We start from the raw sequence: 20313 nt of genomic DNA on the forward strand, positions 1-20313 counted from the left end.
GTACTGTCAGAACGTGGGCAGTTGGGGCCGCTTTTTGACGTATCCGCCGGCGTCGACCCGCATCTGCATGCCGGTGACATAACGGGACTCGTCGGAGACGAGGAAGAGCACCATGTCGGAGACGTCCTCGGGCTCGACGTAGGGAATTCCCATACCGGTCGTCGCGGGGAACGAGACCAGGGCGTCCTCACGGGTCGGGTTGTCGAGGTCGGGCCTGAACGACCGGTACATGATGTCGCTGTTGAGCATGTCCGTGTTGACGTTGGTGGGGTGCAGCGCGTTGACCCGGATCCGCCGGGACAGCAGCACGGTCGCCAAGTCGTGGACGAAAGCGGCGACTTGACGCTTGGCGAAGGAGTAGCCGAGCCCTCCGGGGCCGTTGGCCGGATTGTCGACGCTCGCCGGGGTCAGGGCCGCGATGGACCCGGTCGCCACGATCGAGCCCCCGTCGGGCAGATGCGGCAGCGCGGCCTCGACGGCGTGGACGACACCGTTGAAGTCGACGGTGACGGCGTCGATGAAGGCCTGGATGCCCTGCCGGGGCCCCAGCGGGGCGATACCGGCCTGCGCGACGACGGCGTCGAGCCGCCCGAACTCGGCCACCCCGTCGGCCACGGCCGCCTTGACCGCGGCCGGATCGCGTACGTCGGCCTTGCGCGCCACGATGCGCCGCCCCAGCTTCTCGACCTGCCGCACGGTCTCGTCCAGGTCGTCCTGGGTGGCCAGCGGATACGCGTTGGTGGCGATGTCCTCGCACAGGTCGACGGCGATGATGTCGGCGCCCTCCGCGGCGAGCCGGAGCGCGTGCGCGCGACCCTGTCCGCGTGCGGCTCCGGTGATGAAGACGACTTTGTCCTGCACTCGACCCATCGTGGGGCTCCTTCCGCCGGAGATAAAAGAGTAGCCTGAATAGTGTCCGATGAGGCTGCTCGCGATCCATGATCGGTGTGAAGTCCGGGAGCCGGTGGTCGGTTTCCGCTCAGTGGGACGCGATCAGTGCACACAATTCGGCCGGTGCTAGAGAGTTCATGAGATCGAGGGAGCGCATCGATGCCATTGCAGCCATGGATGAAGTTGCTGTCGACCGACGACCACCTGATAGAGCCCGCTCGCCTGTGGGCGGACCGTCTGCCGGCCAAATACCGGGACGTGGGACCACGGATCGTGGAACAGCCACGCGGCGAGGGCGCGGCACCGGCGGAGGTCTGGGACTACGAGGGCCGCATCTACCCGTACATCGGCCTGAACGCCGTGGCGGGCAAGTCACCCGAGGAGTTCGGCCTCGAACCCACGCGCTACGACGAGATGATCCCGGGCTGCTACGACCCGAAGGCCCGGCTGCGCGACATGGACCTGGACGGCGTGTGGGGCGCCCTGTGCTTCCCGTCCTTCCCGCGCTTCGCCGGCACGGTGTTCCTGGACGGCAAGGACCGCGAACTCGCCCTGCTGTGCGTGCGGGCGTGGAACGACTTCGTGCTCGACGAGTGGTGCGCCACCGCCCCCGGCCGGCTCATCCCGCTGATCATCCTGCCGCTGTGGGACGTGGAGGCCTGCGCGGCCGAGATCCGGCGTACGGCGGCCAAGGGCGCCAAGGCGATCTCGTTCCCGGAGAACCCGGCCCCGCTGGGCCTGCCCTCCTTCCACACCGACCACTGGGACCCGGTGTTCACGGCGGCCGAGGAGACCGGCATGCCCCTGTGCCTGCACTTCGGCACCTCCGGCTCGGCACCGAAGACCGCCCCGGAGGCACCGTTCGCGGTCACCATCGCCCTGTTCGGCTGCAACTCGATGTACGCCACCGCCGACCTGCTGTTCTCCCCGGTGTTCCACAAGCACCCCGACCTCAAGGTGGGGCTGTCCGAGGGCGGGATCGGCTGGATTCCCTATCTGCTGGAGCGGATCGACGGAACCTGGGAACGGCACCGCTTCTACCAGAACGTCAACCAGAGCGTGCGGCCCTCGGAGCTGTTCCACCGGCACATCCACGGCTGCTTCATCGACGACCGGTTCGGCGTGGAGGTACGCCACCACATCGGCATCGACAAGATCACCTGGGAGTGCGACTACCCGCACTCCGACTCGTACTGGCCCAAGAGCCGCGCCTACGCCGCCGAGGTCCTCGCCGACGTACCGGACGACGAGGTGCACCAGATCGTGGAACTGAACACCCGCCGCCTCTACAACCTCCCCGCATGAGCGGGCGCCCGGAGTCCGAGCGGTCCGACTGGACCGACCTCGACCTGCTGACCCGCGACGAGGCCTACGGCCGGCTCCAGGAGGAGATCGCCGACACGGCCGGACGGCTCGCCGAGCTCGGGACCGACGACGAGGCCGAGCGCGAGCTGCTCGTCACGCGGCTGCGGGCCCTTCGCGAGGCCGCCGAGGATCTGAATGTCCGCTGAACGAACCGGAGTTGGCATGGGGCGTGTGGAAGGCAAGGTGGCACTCGTCACGGGAGCGGCTCGCGGGCAGGGCCGCTCCCATGCCGTGCGGCTCGCGGAGGAGGGCGCGGACATCGTCGCCACCGACGTGTGCCACGACATCAGCGACGAGTTGCCCTACGCGCTCGCGTCGAAGGAAGAGCTCCAGGAGACCGCCGAGTTGGTGCGGGCGACGGGCCGGCGCTGCGTCGCCGTCCAGGCCGACGTCCGCTCGGTGGCCGAGGTCCGGGTCGCCGTCGACGCGGCGCGAGAGGAGTTCGGGCGGCTCGACGTGGTGGTGGCGAACGCCGGCGTGATGAGTATCGGAGCCGCCTGGGAACTGTCCGAGGAGGCCTGGGACGTCGTCATGGACGTCAACCTCAAGGGCGCCTGGAACACGGCGCGGGCCGCGATCCCCGGGATGATCGAGGCCGGACAGGGCGGCTCCGTCATCATCACCAGCTCGGCCGCCGGCATCCGCGGCCATGTGCCGTACGCCCACTATGTGGCCAGTAAGCACGGCGTGGTCGGCCTGATGAAGGCGCTCTCCAACGAACTCGCCCCCCACCGGATCCGGGTGAACACCGTCCACCCCACCGGCGTCAGCGACACGGGCATCACCGTCGGCGTGCCCATCGAGGAACTCGCCGAGCGGGAGCCGCTGTTCGCGCTCGCCGCGATGAACCCCCTGGCCCCGTACGTCGAGCCGCGCGACGTCTCGAACGCCGTCCTGTTCCTCGCCTCGGACGAGGCGCGCTATGTCACGGGCCTGCAGTTCACCGTCGACGCCGGCTCGACGAACAAGCCGTAGAACGGAGACGTCCATGAAGATCACGATCGACCCGGCCCTGTGCTCCGGGCACGCGCGCTGTGCCGCGGCGGCGCCCGAAGTCTTCCGGCTCGACGACGACGGCTACGCCCTGCCCCTCGACGGCGAGCTGCCGCCCGGCCTCGAACAGGCGGCCCGCGACGGTGAGCGGGCCTGCCCCGAACGGGCCATCACCGTCGAGTGACGCGAGAAGCCCCACGGCCCGCGACCGTGGGGCTCATGTCGGGGCGGCTCAGCCCGCCGGCATCGGCGGCGGAGTGAAGTGGTGGCCCCAGAACGCGCCGTCGGTGATCTCGTAGACGGGCACGGGCTCGGGAACCTTGAGACCGTTCCAGCCGAACTCGACGGCGTAGTTCTCCGGCGACCACACATAGAACGACACCATGTGGTCGTTGGTGTGCTTGCCGAGCGTGTGCATCATCGGGACCTCGTACTTCGCGGCCCGGTCCAGGGCGCGCCCCACGTCGTCCAGCGTCGCGCCCTCGACCATGAAGTGCAGCAGCCGCCCGGGACCCGGCATCGGGGTGACGCCGAGGGTGTGGTGACGGGGGTTGCAGCCCATGAACCAGGTCGTGCCGCCCGGCGAGCGCATCGTGTTGCGCTCGATGAAGCCGAGGACGTTGACGTAGAAGTCGAAGGTGCCCCGCGCGTCCTCGGCGGAGACGATGGCGTGTCCGAAGCCCATGTCGCCGGTCACGAACTTCGAGACCAGGGGCGTGTGGACGGGCACATGGTCGAGGACGGTGCCGTAGAACAGCTCGACCGGGTTGCCGCCCGGGTCGTTGAACTTGACGAAGCCGGTGACCTTGCGTTCCGCGGCCTCGGCCTCGGTGCCGGCGGTCACCTTGATGCCGGTCTTCTCCACGTCCGCGACGAGCTTCGCGAGTTCCCGCTCGTCGAGGACCTCGAAGCCCAGCGCGGTCATTCCGGTCTGGGAACCGGGAGAGACCACGATACGGGCCGGATAGTCGTCCATCCGGAAGTACAGGGACTCCGGATCGCCGCCCCCGGCAGGCATCAGGCCGAGGAAATCGCCCCCGAACTGCTTCCACTTCTCGATGTCACTGGACTCCAGCCTCAAGTAGCCGAGTGAGCGCACACCCATCGGGCTCTCCAATCACCGTGGTCAAGTCCTTGCCACTCGACGCTAATCAGCCCGGCGGGCCCGAGGACGGGACCGTCCCACTGATCGGGAGGAGAGCGGCGCCCCGCCGCGGCCCGGTGGCACGGTGACAGACGCCTGTCACCCTTCGACCGGAGGCCACGCACCGCCATGAAACTCACCGCTGAGGACACCCTGCGCGAACTGCACACCGACGAGGGCACGTTGCGCTACCACGAGGCGGGCGACGGGCCGCCCCTGCTCCTGTTGCACGGCTCCGGTCCGGGCGTGACCGGCTGGCGCAACTACCGGGTTAACCTCCCCGTGTTCGCCCAGCACTTCCGCTGCCTCGCCCTGGAGTTCCCCGGCTTCGGGGTGAGCGACCCCACCGACGAGAACCCGATGATGGCCGCCCCGAAGGCCGTCCTGCGCTTCCTCGACGGCCTCGGACTCGACCGCGTCGACGTCGTCGGGAACTCCATGGGCGGCTTCGTCGCCGTAGGTCTCGCCGTCGCCAACAAGGACCTGTTCCGCAGGGTCGTCACGATCGGCGGCGTGGGCCGCAACATCCTGTCGCCGGGCCCCAGCGAGGGCCTCAACCTGCTGGTGGAGTTCGCCGAGAACCCGACCCGGGAGAACCTCGTCCAATGGCTGAGGTCGATGGTCCACGACCCGGCCCTCCTCACCGAGGAACTGATCGAGGAGCGGTGGCAGACAGCGACCGAGCCCGCGACGCTGGAGGCGTCCCGCCGCATCTACGGCCGGCAGGCCATGGCCGCCATGCAGGCCGCGCAGGCGCACTCCGACCAGCCTCTGTGGGCCGCGCTCCACAAGATCACCGCGCCCACCCTGCTCACCTGGGGCCGGGACGACCGGGTCACGCCGCTGGAGAGCGCGCTGCTGCCGATGCGTACAATTCCCAAGGCCGAACTGCATGTGCTGCCCGACTGCGGACACTGGGCGATGATCGAACAGAAGGCGGCCTGGGAGAGCGCGGTGCTGGCCTTCCTGACCCGCCCCGAGGCGTCCTGACCGTCGACGGGAGCACCGGACGACATGGGGGGCGACATGGCCAGACCCGCTGAGGGACGGCAACCGGCCGCCCCCGTGTCGAGGGGCCAGATCGCCCGCCGCGTCCGCATCCTGAGCGCCGCCTCCGAACTGGGCGCGCGCGAGGGGCTGGCCAGCGTGCAGATGCACGACGTGGCCAAGGAGGCAGGCGTGGCCATCGCCACGCTGTACCGCTACTTCCCGTCCAAGCCCTACCTCTTCATGGCCGTCCTCGAATGGCACATCGAGCAGTTCCTCGGTGGCCGCGACATCACCGTCGACGTCGGTGAGGAAGCGGACGCGGCGGCCGAGGTGGCGGACATGCTCATCATGCTGAGCGTCAAACTGCTGGACAGCCCCCTGCTCGCCTCGGCGGTGGCACTGTCGTCGTTCACCGAATACGCCAGCGTCGTCCCTGCCCGCATGGACATCGTCGACAGCGCCCTGGGACAGAGCATCCTGCGCCTGCTCGGTGTCCGCGAGGCCTCGGAGACCGACCGAAGCAGGGTGCGCCTGCTCATCTACGGCTGGTGGGGCCTGTTCGTGGCGATGCTCACCGAGGAGATCTCCCACGCGGAGGCAGAGGCCAACCTGCGCCTCGCCGCGCGACTGCTCCTCACGCCGTAAGCGCCTCAGGACGTCATGCGAGTGCCCGGAACACCCTTGGTGTCCCGGGCACTTGGCGTGTGGCCGGTCAGTCCGTCGCGCCCGCGATGTCCAGCACCGCCAGGTACGAGAACGCGACACTCGAACCGATGGGGGCGCCCGCACCCGGGTACACGCGTCCCGTCATCGCGGCCGCGGTGTTGCCGGCCGCGTAGAGCCCCTCGATCGGACCGCCGTCCGGGCGCAGCACCCGGGCGTGCTCGTCGATCTTCAGGCCGCCCTTGGTGCCGATGTCAGCCGGGAGGATGGTCGCGACGTAGTACGGCGGGGTGTCGAGCGGGGGCAGCAGCGGGTTGGGCCAGTCGGTCGTGGCCGGCGGTGCCGGGTAGTTCAGCTCGGGCAGGGCGGGGAAACCCAGGACGTACTGGGCCATCTGGTCCCAGGGTGTCTCGCCGCGGTGGAACTTCTCGTCGACCCCGGTCCGCGCGTAGCCGTTGAACTCCTCGATGGTCTGGCGCAGGGCTTCCAGCGGTACGTCGATCAGCTTGGCCAGTTCCTCAAGGGTGTCGGCCTTCTTCAGGGCGCCCGACTCGAACCACTCCGGCCGCACCGGCTGGTCGTAGGGGCCGCCGAAGCTGTCCCGGTCGAGCTGGCGCTGGTCGATGATCCAGTGGGCGGGGATGTGCGAGACGCCTGTGGTCGCGTGCAGGCGGACGATCTCGCGCCCGGCCTGGTCGTAGGGACGGGTCTCGTTGACGAAGCGTTCGCCCGCGGCGTTGACCCAGATCCCGCCCCGGGTGCCCGTGTGGAAGAGCGGGAGACCGTCCGGCCACACGAGTCCGGGCGTGAACCAGGCGGCGTCGAGCAGGTCGGTGGCGGCACCGATCGCGATGCCGGCCTGGAGCGCGTCGCCCGTGTTGCCCGGGGCGCCGTGGGTCCACTCGCTGCCGCGTTCCGGCACCGGCTGGTACTTCTCGCGCAGCTCGCGGTTGCGCTCGAAGCCGCCGGCCGCGAGGACCACACCGCCGGTGGCACGGAACGTGACCCGTTCGCCGTCGCTCACCGCCTCCACGCCGACGACCCTGCCGTCCTCGACGACGAGGCTCTCCAGCGCGGTGTTGAGGTGGAGCGAACCGTGCCCCGTCTCCAGGAACGCCGCCAGAGTCCTGCCGATCAACGCGCGGCCTCCGCTGAGGACCGGGCCCTCCTCGTGGCCCCACCGCTGGGTGGGCAGGCAGGAGCGGACCAGCGGAGCATGTTCTCCGAGCTCGGCGACGGTGACCTGCGGCGGGAAGATGGTGTGCCCCGAGGGGGATGAGCCGGCGACCGACGGATAGTAGTCCGGCACCGGGAGGTGCACGAACGACTGGAACCACGGGTTCTTTTCGAGCTCGTCGATCACCTGGGCGCCGGCCCGCAGATAGGCGTCCTGGAGTGGCTCCCGGGAGTCGTCGTCGACGGTGTTGCGCAGGTACGTCCTGGCGTCCTCGACGCTCTCGTCGAGTCCGGCCCGGCGCATGGGCGCGGAGCCCGGAAACCACAGCCCGGCACCGGAGTAGGCGGTCGTGCCGCCCACGCGGTCCGTCTTCTCGATGACGAGCGTGCGCAAGCCACGCGACGCCGCCACGTAGGCCCCGACCAGGCCTCCGCCCGACCCCACGACGATGACGTCGTAGGCATCCTCGTTGATGGTCATCACGCCCTCCTCAACCGACCGGCAAGTCGCCGACGACGGTAACGAGCCACCGCACGGCCACCGGCCGGACATCTCGCTCACCGAGACCAGGCGTCCCAGTCCCGGTGAGCGGAACGGCTGCAGGTCCGGGCCGCCGCCGACGATCAGGCTGGAGGGCATCACGAGTTGAGGATGCGAATGACAGACGTATGGGAACCGACAGCCGTCGCGAACCGTGAAACGGCCGTGGCCGAGGCGGCCGCACGACTCGCCCGGGCCGCACGCGACCGGCGGCCGTGCGCGCCCGTGCGGGACCTGCTCGGCCCGACCGACATCAGCCTCGCCTACGCCGTCCAGCAACGGATCGTGGCCGACCGGATCGCCGGCGGGGCACGGGTCGTCGGCCGCAAGATCGGGCTGACCTCCCCGTCCGTGCAGAAGCAAGTCGGCGTCGACCGGCCCGACTTCGGGGTGCTGCTCGACGACATGGACGTCACCGAACTGCCGGAAGTGCCCAGCGAGCGCCTGCTCCAGCCCAAGGTCGAGGCGGAGATCGCGTTCGTCCTCGCCTCGGACCTCGACGCCGACGGCATCGACATCGAGAGGGTCAGGGCAGCCGTCGGATACGCCGTTGCGGCGCTGGAGATCGTGGACAGCCGCGTGGCCGACTGGGACATCGCGATCACCGACACGGTCGCCGACAACGCGTCCAGCGGCCTGTTCGTCCTCGGCCAAACCCGGGTCGGACTGGGGGAGTTCGAACCCCGGGACGTCACGATGCGCCTGTACGCCGACGGCGAGCCGGCCTCCGAAGGCACCGGCGCCGCCTGCCTGGGCGACCCCCTCGCGGCGTTGCTGTGGCTGGCCCGCACCGCCCGCGAGTTCGGCGAACCGCTGCGCGCCGGTCAGGTGGTGCTGTCGGGCGCCCTGGGTCCACTCGTCCCCACCCCGCCAGGAGTCACCGTACGGGCCGAGATGTCGGGCCTCGGCACGGTGACCGCGACGTTCTCACCCAAGGACCCCATGCAATCTAAGGACCAAGGATGACGAAGACCAAAGTGGCCGTGATCGGCTCCGGAAACATCGGAACCGACCTGATGATCAAGGTGTTGCGGCTGTCCGACACCCTGGAGATGGCCGCGATGGTGGGCATCGACCCGGACTCGGACGGACTGGCGCGCGCCGCACGCCTGAAGGTTCCCACCACCCACGAGGGCGTGGAGGGCCTGATCCGCATGGACGGCTTCGACGACATCGCCATCGTCTTCGATGCCACGTCCGCGAAGGCGCACGTCGAGAACGCCAAACGCCTCGCCCCGTACGGCAAACGCCTCGTCGACCTCACTCCGGCGGCCATCGGCCCCTACGTCGTGCCGCCGGTGAACCTGGACGAGCATCTGAACGCCGCCGACAACGCTGTCGACAACCTCAACATGGTCACCTGCGGAGGACAGGCGACGATCCCGATCGTCCACGCCGTCAGCCGCGTCACCCCCGTGCCCTACGCCGAGATCGTCGCCTCGATCGCGTCCAAGTCGGCCGGACCCGGTACCAGGGCCAACATCGACGAGTTCACCGAGACCACGTCCGGGGCGATCGAGAAGGTGGGCGGCGCCCGGCGGGGCAAGGCGATCATCGTCCTGAACCCGGCCGAACCGCCGCTCATCATGCGGGACACGGTGTACTGCCTGATCGGCGAGGCGGACCACGACGCGATCCGGGCCTCCGTCGAGGAGATGGTGGCCGCGGTCGCCGAGTACGTGCCCGGCTACCGGCTCAAGCAGCAGGTCCAGTTCACACCGGTCCCCGCCGGGGACCCGGTCCACACACTGCTGTCCGACGACGGCGACGTCTCACAGGCGACCACCAAGGTCTCCGTCTTCCTCGAAGTCGAGGGCGCCGCACACTACCTGCCCGCCTACGCCGGCAATCTCGACATCATGACCTCGGCCGCCCTGCGTGTCGCCGAGCGCATCGCCCAGCGATTCTCCTCCGAGGTGACCAAGTGACCGCCACCCGCAGGCTCTACGTGCAGGACGTCACCCTCCGGGACGGCATGCACGCCATCCGGCACCGGATCACACCCGAGTTCGTGGCGAAGATCTCCAAGGCACTCGACGAGGCGGGCGTGGACGCGATCGAGGTCGCCCACGGCGACGGTCTGGCCGGCGGCAGCCTCAACTACGGGCCGGGCAGCAACACCGACTGGGAGTGGATCGAGGCAGCCGCGGACGCCATCGAGCGCGCGACCCTCACCTCCCTCCTCCTGCCCGGCATCGGCACGATCGTCGAACTCGAGCGGGCCTACGCCCTTGGGGTCCGCTCGGTACGCATCGCCACCCACTGCACGGAGGCGGATGTCTCGGCCCAGCACATCTCCACGGCCCGCGAACTGGGCATGGACGTCTCGGGGTTCCTGATGATGGCCCACATGGCGCCCCCGGAGGTCCTCGCCGAGCAGGCGAAGCTGATGGAGTCGTACGGCGCGCACTGCGTGTACGTCACCGACTCCGGAGGCCGGCTCACCATGGACGGGGTACGCGACCGCATCCGCGCCTACCGGGACGTGCTCGACCCGGAGACGCAGATCGGCATCCACGCGCACGAGAACCTCTCCCTCTCGGTGGCGAACTCGGTGGTGGCGGTGGAGGAGGGCGTCACCCGGGTCGACGCGTCTCTCGCGGGACAGGGCGCGGGCGCGGGGAACTGCCCGATCGAGCCGTTCATCGCCGTCGCCAACCTCCAGGGCTGGAAGCACGACTGCGATCTGTTCGCCCTTCAGGACGCCGCCGAGGACCTGGTCCGCCCGCTCCAGGACCGGCCGGTGCGCGTCGACCGGGAGACCCTCACCCTGGGCTACGCCGGCGCCTACTCCAGCTTCCTGCGCCACGCCGAGACGGCGGCCCGGCAGTACGGCCTCGACGCGCGGACCATCCTGCAGGAGGTCGGCAGGCGCGGGCTGGTCGGGGGTCAGGAGGACATGATCGTGGACATCGCCCTGGACCTCACCCACAACTGATCGACCCTTACCGCGAAGCCGCTCCCCGGGCAGTGCCGCCCGGGGAGCGGCTTCGTTCATGAGCCAGTAGACCGACCGTTTCAATTAACCCGTGCACGACTCTTGGTCCGCGACCTGAGGCGTTGGTACGTTGACGCCGGCGCCGAACTAGAATTGATTTCAGTTTGAGCAGAGAGGCACCGACGATGACGTCTGCCCTTCGCCTGAGCCCGCGACCCGAGGTCGAGCACCAGGTACTGCCTCCGTCGATGATGGAGCGCGTGACGCGGATCATGGACCTCTTCGAGCGTCCGCAGACCCACCTCACCCTCGAAACGGTCTCCCGCCGCACCCGGTTGCCGCGCTCGACGACCCATCGGATCCTCGACCAACTGGTCCGGCTCGACTGGCTCGACCACACGGTGGCCGGATACACGCTGGGACCCAGGGCACTGGGCCTGGGCGGGCGGGAGATAGGACACAGCGCACTGCGTGCCGCTGCCGCACCCCAACTCCTCGACCTGGCCGTCAGGACGAAGATGGTCGTCCACCTCGCCGTGCTCGACGGGCCCGAGATCTACTACCTCGACAAGGTGGGCGGCCGGGCGGCCGTCGACATCCCCTCCAGGGTCGGCGGACGGGCGGTCGCGCACTGCACCGGGCTCGGCAAGGCCATGCTCGCCTGGCTCAGCCCGGAGGAGATCGACGCGCGCTACGAGCAGGTGATCGAGCGCCGCACCCCGCACAGCATCGGCCGCCTCGACGTCCTCCACCAGGAACTCGGCGCCGTACGCCGCCGCAACGGACTCGCGATCGACCGGGGCGAATGCTTCTCCGACCTCGGCTGCGTAGGCCTCGCCCTGCGCGGACCCGAGGGCCCCATCGGCGCGATCTCGGTCGTCGGCGACGGCCGCTCCCCCCTGGAACTCGTCGCCCCGCTGGTCGTCAACGCGGTGCGGGTGGTGTCCGAGGAACTCTTCGGCGGCCCACAGCCGTACGGCCGGGACGTACCGCAGTTCCATTGAGCACCCTCGCCCCGCCCTGTGGCGCGGATCTCGGTGCGGCCCCCGGGGCGCCTTCCGTACCCTGGTCCCGCCCTTGACCCGCGACAGCGGGCAGGGAGCCGAGACCCCGGGAGCCGCCCCATGCTGCGCACCATGTTCAAGTCCAAGATCCACCGCGCCACCGTCACCCAGGCCGACCTGCACTACGTGGGATCGGTGACCATCGACGCGGAACTCCTCGACGCCGCCGACCTGCTGCCCGGCGAGCTGGTCCACATCGTCGACATCACCAACGGCGCCCGTCTGGAGACCTATGTCATCGAGGGCGAACGCGGCAGCGGCGTCGTCGGGATCAACGGGGCCGCCGCCCATCTCGTCCACCCCGGCGACCTGGTGATCATCATCAGCTACGCTCAAATGGCCGACGCCGAGGCGCGGGTGAGGGTGCCCCGGGTCGTGCACGTGGACCGCGACAACCGGATCGTGGCCCTGGGCGCGGACCCGTCCGCACCGGTGCCGGGCTCGGACCAGGAGCGCGGCCCGCACGCCGTCACCGTCTGACCGTCCGACGAGGAGTGCCCATGAGCGACATCGAGATCCGCGACGACCGGGCGGCGGGCCGCCTGGAGGCCATCGGCGGTGGCGAAGTCGTCGGCCACATCGAGTACTTCGTCCTCGAATCCCCGGCCCCCGCCCTGGTCCCGGTCCACACCCTCGTGGAGCCGGCCCACGAGGGGAAGGGCATCGCGGGCTCGCTGGCGCGCGAGCTGTACGCCATCGCCGGACGCGAGGGAATCCCCGTGGCCCCGCTGTGCCCGTACGTCGTCAAGTGGGCGGAGCGCCACCCCGAGGAGGCTCCGGTCGCCGACCCCGAGCTGCTGCGGGCGGCGAAGGAGTGGCTGGTGGCGCATCCCGGGCGTTTCTGAGCCCTTCGACGAGGTGCGATACGGCGTCCACCTGGGCCTTGTCCTTCACGCCGGTGGGTGAGTGGGGGCACAGGGGCCGGGTAGGCGTGGGATGAGTCCAGAGCCGACGCACCTACTGGCTGGAGGACATCATGACCGACCCGATCCCCACCCCCACCCCCGTCCCTCCTGGGCCGACCCCGGGCCCGGGCCCGGACCCGGCCCCCCCGGAGCCGCCCCCCGCCCCGGGCCCGACGCCGCCCCCGGGCCCGAATCCCACCCCGGGCCCCCACCCCACCCCGGGCCCCCGCCCCACCCCGGAACCCTCCCCGTCCCCGATCCCGCCGGGACCGGAACCGGTACCGAACCCGGAGCCGGGGCCTCCGCTGACCTGACACCCTCCGGTTCCCCTACAGAGGGTGAGATTTTCTCGTACTCCAACTCCATTGCGTGACCGCCCGGTCCCTGTCAATGTGGCCACAGGGGATGCGTTTGACGGGGGACGGGGGTCCCGCGATGGATGACGTCGCGAAAGTGGAAGTCGTAGAACTCCTGGTGCCGGGACTGGGCCCGGTGGACAGGGACAAGTTGCTGATGGGGTCCATGGTGACCCGGAGGGAGAGCGGGGACGACAAGGCGGGGCTCTACCGCACCCGTGTCGATCTGGACAAGACGCTCGGGGTGGACCACGAGGTCTACGACTGGACCCGGCTGACCATCGGCGGGGCGTCCCGCGCGCTCTGGCTCTTCCTGATGCCGTTCCTGCTGGTCAACGTCGTCGCCTGGATGCAGCCGCACCGCCCGAGCAAGGCGGACGGCCGCGGGCGCCGCGTGGCCGGCTGGATGTACGAGTTCGGGGCGAGGCTGCTCGCCCTCTCCCTGACCGTCCTGGTCGTCGGCACTGTCGGGCAGCTGGCCATGGACCAGTACGCCTGGCAGTGCGCACCGGACGCCGGGGCGGACGTGTGCGACGCGGGGAACCCGGCCGTGAAAATCCTGCGCTCCTGGGACGCCTCCGGCGCGGGAGCGGGGCTCGTGGTGGCGGCGATCGTGCCGTTCCTCGTGGTGTTCGTCCTGTTATTGGTGGCCCGCGACACCAAGCAGGAGTACCTGCCGGTCCTCAAGACCGTCTCCGAGGAGGAGGCGGACCGGGCCGAGGAGGAACGGGCCCGCACCGGCACACCCAACCTGGAACTGCCGGGGTTCTGGGAGTACAACCGCCGCGACCCGGGGATAGCGGCCCAGCATGTGTGGGCCGGGCTGCTCACCGTCGCGGCACTCCTCACCTGGACCCCGCTGTCCCAGGACGGGCACGGGAGCGGTGGCCCCGCGTGGGTCGGGTGGGTGCTGTTCACCGTGATCGGGACCATGTCCGTGATCACCGTGGCCTCCGTACCCTGGCTCTACGGCCTCAAGTGGTCCTGGCCGATGACCGTGCTGCGCCGGGCCACACGCCGTCTTCCGTGGGTCGGGCGGAAGTTGGCGAGCAAGGAGGCCGTTCCCATCTGGCCCACCCGCTACCCGAAACTCGCCGTCTTCGGTTGTGTCGTCGTCAACACCGCCGCCGTCCTGTACTGCGTCGTACCCGACCGGACGTGGACGACGGACGCGGAACTGCCCGGAATACAGGTGCAGTCGACCGCGCTGCTGCTGGTTCAGCTGCTCGGCATCTGCATGCTGGCCGGGGCCTGTCTGGTGCTGCCCTGCCCCAAGTCCCGTCGCCGCATGGCGCTGTTCGGCATGGCCGGGCCGGCCATGGCGGTCCTCGCCTGCTTCGTCGCCTGGCTCTACACCACCGGCTTCTCGCTGTGGGCGGGGGCCTGGCTCGCCCGGAACGGCAGGCGGCCCGAACTGCCCAGGCCCGTGGACGTGATGGGCATGACCCTGCCGCCGGTGCTGGTGTTCGGCGCGGTCGCCTGGGCTCTCATCTGCGCGTTCGTCTGGTTCGTGCAGACGGCGCGCTGCGGAGCCGAGCGTCCGGAGGACCGGCGACCGCCGCGTTCGTTGTCCGGCCTGCTGGGCAGGCTCGCCGAGCTGGTGCGCGGATTCACCAAGGAGCTGCGGAATCAGCCCGACGACGCGGACGAACGACGCCACCACAGCGAACTGAGGGCCGCCCGGCGCCGGCACGACTATCTGCTTCGGCAGTTGAGCTGGATCATGGGCACCGTGGCGGTCATGGTCGTCGTGGTGGCCGGACTGTTCTACGTCCGCCCGGTGCGCACGTCGGGCCTGCGCAACGCGTGGGACCTCGTGGCCAAGTTGCTGGAGACCATGAGCCTGCCGCTGTTCGCGGGCCTCGCCGCGCTGATGCTGCTGGCCTTCCGCACCCTGGCGATCCGCTCGGAGATGCGCCAGAACGCCGGACTGGCCTGGGCGTTCGGCGCGTTCTGGCCGCGCGCCGTGCACCCCTTCGCCCCGCCGTCCTGGACGGTCCGCGCGGTGCCCGAACTCGTCCACCGGCTGCGGGTGTTGCTGGAGCCGGAGAACCGGCGGGTGCTGATCCGGGCCAACTCGATGGGCGGGGTCCTGGTCCTCGCGGCGATCTGGCAGCTCGACGCCGGACACCGCAGGCGTATCGCCCTGCTGACCACCGGCTGCCCGGCGCGGATGTACTTCTCCCGCAACTACCCGGCGTTCGTCTGCGACGCCTCGATCGACGCGCTGGCCCCCGGCGGTGCGGCGGGCCTCAACGGGTGGAGCAACGTGTGGCGGGACACCGACCCGATGGGCGGTCGCGTGTACGTCGACGGCGTGGACGAACACTGGCCCGACGACGCCGAGAGCGGCCAGGGGACGGGCCTGCGTGCGCGGACCCCCGAGCAGCCGGTCTTCCCGCCCATCGAGGGCCACCGCGGCTACACGACGGACGAGCGGCTGACGGCGGTCAAGGAGAGGCTGCTGCGCGGACTGACGGAGGAGGCGCCGACCGGGGCGACGATGCTCGACATCCCGGCGGCATGAGAGCGGCATGGGAGCGGTGAGCGACCGCACAGGCCGCCCACCGCTGCGTACTCCCTGCTGGCGACGCTGCTTACTCGGAGACCTCCGACCGGTCGCCGCCCCACAGCGTGTGGAACGACCCCTCCCGGTCGGTCCGCCGGTAGGTGTGCGCGCCGAAGAAGTCCCGCTGCCCCTGGGTGAGCGCGGCGGGCAGTCGCTCGGCGCGCAGGGCGTCGTAGTAGGCGAGGGCTGCGGCGAAACCGGGCGTCGGGACGCCCTGGCGGGTCGCGGCGATCAGCACCTCGCGCCAGTCGTCCTGGGCCGCCGCGATCTCCCGCGCGAACGTCTCGTCCGACAGCAGGCTCGGCAGGTCGGCCCGAGTGTCGTACGCGGCCCGGATGCGGTCCAGGAAGGCCGCGCGGATGATGCAGCCGCCGCGCCAGATGGAGGAGACGGCCCCCAGGTCGATGTCCCAGCCGTACTCGTCGCTGCCCGCGGCGATCTCGTGGAAGCCCTGCGTGTACGACACGATCTTCGACGCGTACAGCGCCTGCTCCACCCGGTCCGCGAAGGCCGCCGCCTCCGCCTCGCCCAGCGGCGCGGCCGTCGGCCCGGCCAGCCCCCGCGAGGCCTCGCGCAGCGCCGCGTGGCCGGAGATGGAGCGGGCGAAGACCGCCTCCGCGATGCCCGAGACGGGGACGCCGAGGTCGAGGGCGATCTGGACCGTCCAGCGGCCCGTGCCCTTCTGCTCCGCCTGGTCGACGACGACGTCCACGAACGGCTTGCCCGTCGCCGCGTCCACGTGCGACAGGACCTCCGCCGTGATCTCGATCAGGTAGGAGTCGAGCCGGCCCGTGTTCCAGGTCCGGAAGATCTCCGCGATCCGCGCGGGGGAGTACCCGGCGACATCGCGCAGCAACTGGTAGGCCTCACCGATCAGTTGCATGTCGGCGTACTCGATGCCGTTGTGCACCATCTTCACGAAGTGCCCGGCGCCGTCGGGACCGACATGGGTCACACAGGGCGCGCCGTCCGCCGCCTTCGCGGAGATCTTCTCCAGCATCGGACCGAGCGAGTCGTACGACTCCTTCGGGCCGCCCGGCATGATGCTCGGCCCGTGCAGCGCGCCCTCCTCGCCGCCCGAGACGCCCATGCCGACGAAGTGGATGCCCTGCTCGCGCAGGTCGCGTTCCCGGCGTCGGGTGTCCGCGAAGTGCGCGTTGCCGCCGTCGATGATCATGTCGCCGGGCTCCAGGAGCGGGGCGAACTCCTGGATCACCGCGTCGGTGGGGTCACCCGCCTTGACCATGATCACCAGGCGCCGAGGCCGTTCCAGCGCCGCCACGAACTCCTTGGCGGTCTCGGCCGCGATGAAGTTCCCCTCGCTCCCGAACTCCTCGACCAGGGCGTGCGTCCGCGCCGCCGTCCGGTTGTGCAGCGCGACCGTATAGCCGTTGCGCGCGAAGTTGCGGGCGAGGTTGCGGCCCATGACCGCGAGACCCGTGACGCCGATCTGGGCTGAAGTGCTCATACCGCCTGCTCCCAAAAGTTCCCGTAGATCCCGTGTGGATCCCGTAATCGGTGGTGCCGGTCGTGCCCGCCAGTATTGCCCCTTCGACCATCCTGACGTGCCGGTACGTCGACCGCACATCCGGACCTGACGGTTCTGAGTACGCATGCGAGGGGGCCCGGACCTCAGCACGGACGCGACCGATCCCGTCAACCGGCGAGCCTTACTCGCCACTTGGTGTGACGGAGCGGCTGATTGCGGTCTTGTCATGGCCTGTTCGCGCCGCTTACTTTTGGCCCTTCGGACGCATGTCGAGGGGGCTCCTTCATGGCCGTACGGGGCAAGCACCGCCGGTATCAGCCGAGCAGAATCAACCGCGCCTCACTCACCGTCACGGCGGGCGGCGCCGGAATGGCCCTCCCGCTCATCGGCAGCGGCAGCGCCCACGCGGCCGACGTGGACACCTGGAACAAGGTCGCCGCGTGCGAGTCGACCAACAACTGGAGCATCAACACCGGCAACGGCTATTACGGCGGACTCCAGTTCAGCCAGTCGACGTGGGAGGCCTACGGCGGCAAGCAGTACGCCCAGCGGGCCGATCTCGCGACCAAGGACCAGCAGATCGCCATCGCGGAGAAGGTCCTCGACGGACAGGGCCCGGGCGCCTGGCCGGTCTGCTCGGTGCGGGCCGGACTGACCCGGGGCGGCGACACCCCCGACATCCAGCCCTCCGGCACCTCGACCCGGACTCCCAAGAGCTCTGTGAGCGACGTACAGCCCCAGACCACGCCCCAGTCCCGGGCGGGGACCGCCGAGATGTACACGGTGGTCCGCGGCGACACGCTCTCCGGGATCGCCGACGCCCAGCGCGTCAAGGGCGGCTGGCAGCGGCTCTACGAGGCGAACCGGAAGACCGTGGGCACGGATCCCGACCTGATCCTGCCGGGCCAGCGGCTGAACCTGAGGGCCAAGGCCGCCACCACGACGTCGACCACGACGACCCCCACCACGTCCAAGTCCCCGACGAAGAAGGCCTCTTCGGGCAGTACTTCATCGGACAGCTCCTCCTTGGACACCGCCGAGCGGGCCACGACCAGCCACTCCCTCGTCGCCCCGGTGAACGCCTCCATGGGCACGCCCTACCACGCGTCGGGCTCCTCCTGGTCGAAGGGCTACCACACCGGAGTCGACTTCCCCGTGCCCACCGGTACGTCCGTGAAGGCGGTCGGCGCCGGGAAGGTCGTCAGCGCCGGCTGGGGCGGTTCCTTCGGCTACCAGGTGGTGATCCGGCACTCCGACGGCCGCTACACCCAGTACGGCCATCTGTCCGCGATCTCCGTGAAGAGCGGGCAGTCGGTGGGCGGCGGCCAGCGCATCGGACGCTCGGGGTCCACGGGCAACAGCACGGGTCCGCATCTGCACTTCGAGGTGCGGACGGGGCCCGGCTTCGGTACGGATGTCGACCCGGTGGCCTATCTGCGGGCCGGCGGCGTCAGGATTTGACGCGCGTGCGGTGCCGGTCCAGGACGGGCATCGGGACGTAGGGGCCGCCGTAGACGGGGCCGATGTGGTAGCGCTCGGACTCCTCACGGCCGGGTTCGGGAGGCTCGCTGTCCTCGTACCCGGCCTCCGGTACGGACGGTGCCATCTCGTCCGGCACGAAGTCCGGGACGGGGGAGGCCGAGGCAACTGTCAGCTCCGGGGTGGCGGCTGCCGTCGCCTGAGCCGGTACGAGCGTGTTCTCCCGGCGTGCGGCGACCGGTCGGGGCTGCTGCTCGGGGAGGCTGGGGAGCAGTTCCTCGGCGGGCGCGGGAACGGCCACCACCACATCCGGTCCGGTGGTGCGCCCAAGACGCTCCGTCGTGAGCAGGATCAGGCCGCCGGCCGCCACGACTCCGCAGCCCAGGGCGAGAACGGTGCCCAGGGTGCCGTAGCGGAAGGTTTCGCCGAACATCGTGATGCCGACCGCGGCAGCCACCACCGGGTTCACGACCGTCAGTGTGGCCAGCGGGGCCGCGAGGCCGCCGCCGCGGTAGGACGCCTGCGACAGGAGCATGCCGGCCGTCGCCAGGACGCCGATCACCGCGAGGGTCGGCAGGTCGGACGCCGAGACGCCGCCGGTCCAGTCGACCGCGACGGTCTTGGTGAAGACCGAGGACATGCCGAAAGCTATGCCGGACGCGGTGGCGAGCAACATGCTGCGCATCGCCGGGTGGCGGTGTGCGGCCCGGCCCGCGATCATCAGCGCCACGACCGCGCCGGCGGTGACGACGGCCACGAGCACCCGCTGGGTCGAATCGAGCGACCGGGTGTCGGAGGCGCCGACCAGGGAGAGCAGACCCGCGAGGCCCACCGTCGCCATGATCGCGCCCCGCCAGGCGGTGGAGCCCGCCTTGCGGCCCACGAACAGCGCGGCCATGGGAAGCGCGAACACGATGGTCAGCGCGCCCAGCGGCTGGACCAGGCTCAGCGGCCCGTAGGCGAGCGCCACGACGTGCAGCAGTCCACCGAGTCCGTTGAGGGCCACGGCCGCCCACCAGCTCGGCCGGCGCAGAGGTGCGTACTCCTGGTCGGGTGAGGAGACCGCGACGCGCTCCTGCACGATCGCCCCGCCCGCATACGCGACGGCGGAGACCAGCGACAGCAGCACGGACAACGCGAGGGCATTCATGTACTGCTCCTCTGCGTGAAGCGGGCACTTTGCACCCGGCGCGGCGAACGGTCGGCTTCCATAGCCAACACGATGCCCGGAAAAGTTCTTCCCGTCGTCGTACCTGAGCACGCATTGAGTCCTACTGCCGATGGAGTACGACAGCACCTCCATCATCCCTCAGACGGGTGACGGACGCAGGAGACCCTCTGGTCGGCACCCCGGCTCGACTTGGTACTACTTCCTCTCGTGGACCTCGACCCCGATCTCGCCGCGCTCCGCCCGCTCGGCGGCTTCTTCGTACTAAGGACGAATCGAGCACCGCACGGGCCACTCCCGACCCTCCCCGAGGCCTGCGAAAATCGGCCAACTGATGTTTACGGAAGAACGGCCACGAACCCGCGGGCCGGGGCTGGTCGCGCAGTTCCCCGCGCCCCTTACGGGGCGCGACATCGCACCGCCTTCCGCCGCGACAGTTGCTGTCTGTACTACCGCGTGCCCGGCGGCGGGGTCTGTGGAGACTGCTGCTTCACACAGCCGCCTTCTACCCGCAACCGCAGCGGTCTTCCGCGAGCGCCGCATCTGGGTGACCATGAGGGAACCAGCCGCTGAGACAGGGGG

Annotated in this window: 20 protein-coding genes; 15 read left to right on the forward strand and 5 right to left on the reverse strand. The window is 70.2% G+C overall.

What is annotated here, in order from left to right; all coding sequences use genetic code 11:
* Positions 1–6: 6 nt before the first annotated feature.
* The gene (locus tag AC5DRG_RS46065; protein WP_491806232.1) at positions 7–870 is read right to left on the reverse strand and encodes a mycofactocin-coupled SDR family oxidoreductase; all 864 of its coding nucleotides are present in this window, start codon (positions 868–870) and stop codon (positions 7–9) included.
* A 180-nt stretch (positions 871–1050) separates the two neighbouring features.
* Here AC5DRG_RS46065 and AC5DRG_RS46070 point away from each other — a divergent pair, with 180 nt between their 5' ends.
* The 4 genes from AC5DRG_RS46070 to AC5DRG_RS46085 are packed head-to-tail and all read left to right on the forward strand — an operon-like array spanning position 1051 to position 3433.
* Positions 1051–2196 (forward strand): amidohydrolase family protein, encoded by a 1146-nt coding sequence (locus tag AC5DRG_RS46070; protein ID WP_491806234.1) that lies wholly within the window; start codon positions 1051–1053, stop codon positions 2194–2196.
* Positions 2193–2402 (forward strand): hypothetical protein, encoded by a 210-nt coding sequence (locus AC5DRG_RS46075; protein ID WP_491806236.1) that lies wholly within the window; start codon positions 2193–2195, stop codon positions 2400–2402. The genes AC5DRG_RS46070 and AC5DRG_RS46075 overlap by 4 nt, the downstream gene beginning before the upstream one ends.
* Before the next feature lie 16 nt (positions 2403–2418).
* Positions 2419–3231 carry a mycofactocin-coupled SDR family oxidoreductase gene (locus AC5DRG_RS46080; protein WP_491806237.1) on the forward strand — a complete coding sequence of 271 codons (813 nt, stop codon included), beginning with the start codon at positions 2419–2421 and terminating at the stop codon, positions 3229–3231.
* Positions 3232–3244: 13 nt separating this feature from the next.
* Positions 3245–3433, forward strand: a complete 189-nt coding sequence (locus AC5DRG_RS46085; protein ID WP_491806239.1) for a ferredoxin — start codon at positions 3245–3247, stop codon at positions 3431–3433.
* A gap of 48 nt (positions 3434–3481) precedes the next feature.
* Here AC5DRG_RS46085 and AC5DRG_RS46090 read toward each other — a convergent pair whose 3' ends face one another.
* Complete coding sequence (locus tag AC5DRG_RS46090; protein WP_491806241.1) at positions 3482–4354, reverse strand: VOC family protein; 873 nt, start codon at positions 4352–4354, stop codon at positions 3482–3484.
* Positions 4355–4522: 168 nt separating this feature from the next.
* Here AC5DRG_RS46090 and AC5DRG_RS46095 point away from each other — a divergent pair, with 168 nt between their 5' ends.
* Both AC5DRG_RS46095 and AC5DRG_RS46100 read left to right on the forward strand, forming a co-directional pair.
* The gene (locus AC5DRG_RS46095; RefSeq protein ID WP_491806242.1) at positions 4523–5383 is read left to right on the forward strand and encodes an alpha/beta fold hydrolase; all 861 of its coding nucleotides are present in this window, start codon (positions 4523–4525) and stop codon (positions 5381–5383) included.
* A gap of 36 nt (positions 5384–5419) precedes the next feature.
* The gene (locus AC5DRG_RS46100) at positions 5420–6028 is read left to right on the forward strand and encodes a TetR/AcrR family transcriptional regulator (RefSeq protein ID WP_491806244.1); all 609 of its coding nucleotides are present in this window, start codon (positions 5420–5422) and stop codon (positions 6026–6028) included.
* Positions 6029–6095: 67 nt separating this feature from the next.
* Here AC5DRG_RS46100 and AC5DRG_RS46105 read toward each other — a convergent pair whose 3' ends face one another.
* A complete protein-coding gene (locus tag AC5DRG_RS46105; RefSeq protein ID WP_491806246.1) occupies positions 6096–7703 on the reverse strand; it encodes an FAD-dependent oxidoreductase in 1608 nt (535 codons plus the stop codon).
* Between the two features lie 177 nt (positions 7704–7880).
* Here AC5DRG_RS46105 and AC5DRG_RS46110 point away from each other — a divergent pair, with 177 nt between their 5' ends.
* The 7 genes from AC5DRG_RS46110 (at position 7881) to AC5DRG_RS46140 (ending at position 15553) form a co-directional block, all read left to right on the forward strand.
* The gene (locus AC5DRG_RS46110; protein WP_491806248.1) at positions 7881–8729 is read left to right on the forward strand and encodes a 2-keto-4-pentenoate hydratase; all 849 of its coding nucleotides are present in this window, start codon (positions 7881–7883) and stop codon (positions 8727–8729) included.
* A complete protein-coding gene (locus AC5DRG_RS46115) occupies positions 8726–9691 on the forward strand; it encodes an acetaldehyde dehydrogenase (acetylating) (protein WP_491806250.1) in 966 nt (321 codons plus the stop codon). The genes AC5DRG_RS46110 and AC5DRG_RS46115 overlap by 4 nt, the downstream gene beginning before the upstream one ends.
* Complete coding sequence (gene dmpG / locus AC5DRG_RS46120) at positions 9688–10701, forward strand: 4-hydroxy-2-oxovalerate aldolase (RefSeq protein ID WP_491806252.1); 1014 nt, start codon at positions 9688–9690, stop codon at positions 10699–10701. Before AC5DRG_RS46115 ends, dmpG begins: the two co-directional genes overlap by 4 nt.
* 248 nt (positions 10702–10949) lie before the next feature.
* Complete coding sequence (locus AC5DRG_RS46125; RefSeq protein WP_491813343.1) at positions 10950–11705, forward strand: IclR family transcriptional regulator; 756 nt, start codon at positions 10950–10952, stop codon at positions 11703–11705.
* Positions 11706–11825: 120 nt separating this feature from the next.
* Positions 11826–12245, forward strand: a complete 420-nt coding sequence (gene panD, locus AC5DRG_RS46130; protein WP_491806254.1) for an aspartate 1-decarboxylase — start codon at positions 11826–11828, stop codon at positions 12243–12245.
* A 20-nt stretch (positions 12246–12265) separates the two neighbouring features.
* Positions 12266–12610, forward strand: coding sequence for a GNAT family N-acetyltransferase (locus AC5DRG_RS46135; protein ID WP_491806256.1), 345 nt, complete (start codon positions 12266–12268; stop codon positions 12608–12610).
* Between the two features lie 495 nt (positions 12611–13105).
* A complete protein-coding gene (locus AC5DRG_RS46140; protein ID WP_491806258.1) occupies positions 13106–15553 on the forward strand; it encodes a hypothetical protein in 2448 nt (815 codons plus the stop codon).
* A gap of 70 nt (positions 15554–15623) precedes the next feature.
* Here AC5DRG_RS46140 and gnd read toward each other — a convergent pair whose 3' ends face one another.
* The gene (gene gnd, locus AC5DRG_RS46145) at positions 15624–17063 is read right to left on the reverse strand and encodes an NADP-dependent phosphogluconate dehydrogenase (RefSeq protein ID WP_491806260.1); all 1440 of its coding nucleotides are present in this window, start codon (positions 17061–17063) and stop codon (positions 15624–15626) included.
* Between the two features lie 306 nt (positions 17064–17369).
* Between gnd and AC5DRG_RS46150 the strand changes: the two genes are divergently transcribed.
* Positions 17370–18545, forward strand: a complete 1176-nt coding sequence (locus tag AC5DRG_RS46150; RefSeq protein ID WP_491806262.1) for a transglycosylase family protein — start codon at positions 17370–17372, stop codon at positions 18543–18545.
* On the opposite strand, the gene AC5DRG_RS46155 is transcribed toward AC5DRG_RS46150, so the two are convergent.
* Positions 18535–19713 carry a DMT family transporter gene (locus AC5DRG_RS46155; RefSeq protein ID WP_491806264.1) on the reverse strand — a complete coding sequence of 393 codons (1179 nt, stop codon included), beginning with the start codon at positions 19711–19713 and terminating at the stop codon, positions 18535–18537. The two genes, AC5DRG_RS46150 and AC5DRG_RS46155, sit on opposite strands and share 11 nt — an antisense overlap.
* 210 nt (positions 19714–19923) lie before the next feature.
* Here AC5DRG_RS46155 and AC5DRG_RS46160 point away from each other — a divergent pair, with 210 nt between their 5' ends.
* The gene (locus AC5DRG_RS46160; RefSeq protein ID WP_491806266.1) at positions 19924–20304 is read left to right on the forward strand and encodes a (2Fe-2S)-binding protein; all 381 of its coding nucleotides are present in this window, start codon (positions 19924–19926) and stop codon (positions 20302–20304) included.
* The last annotated feature ends 9 nt before the right edge of the window (positions 20305–20313 follow it).

It is taken from the genome of Streptomyces sp. JLBG701 (assembly GCF_058544905.1).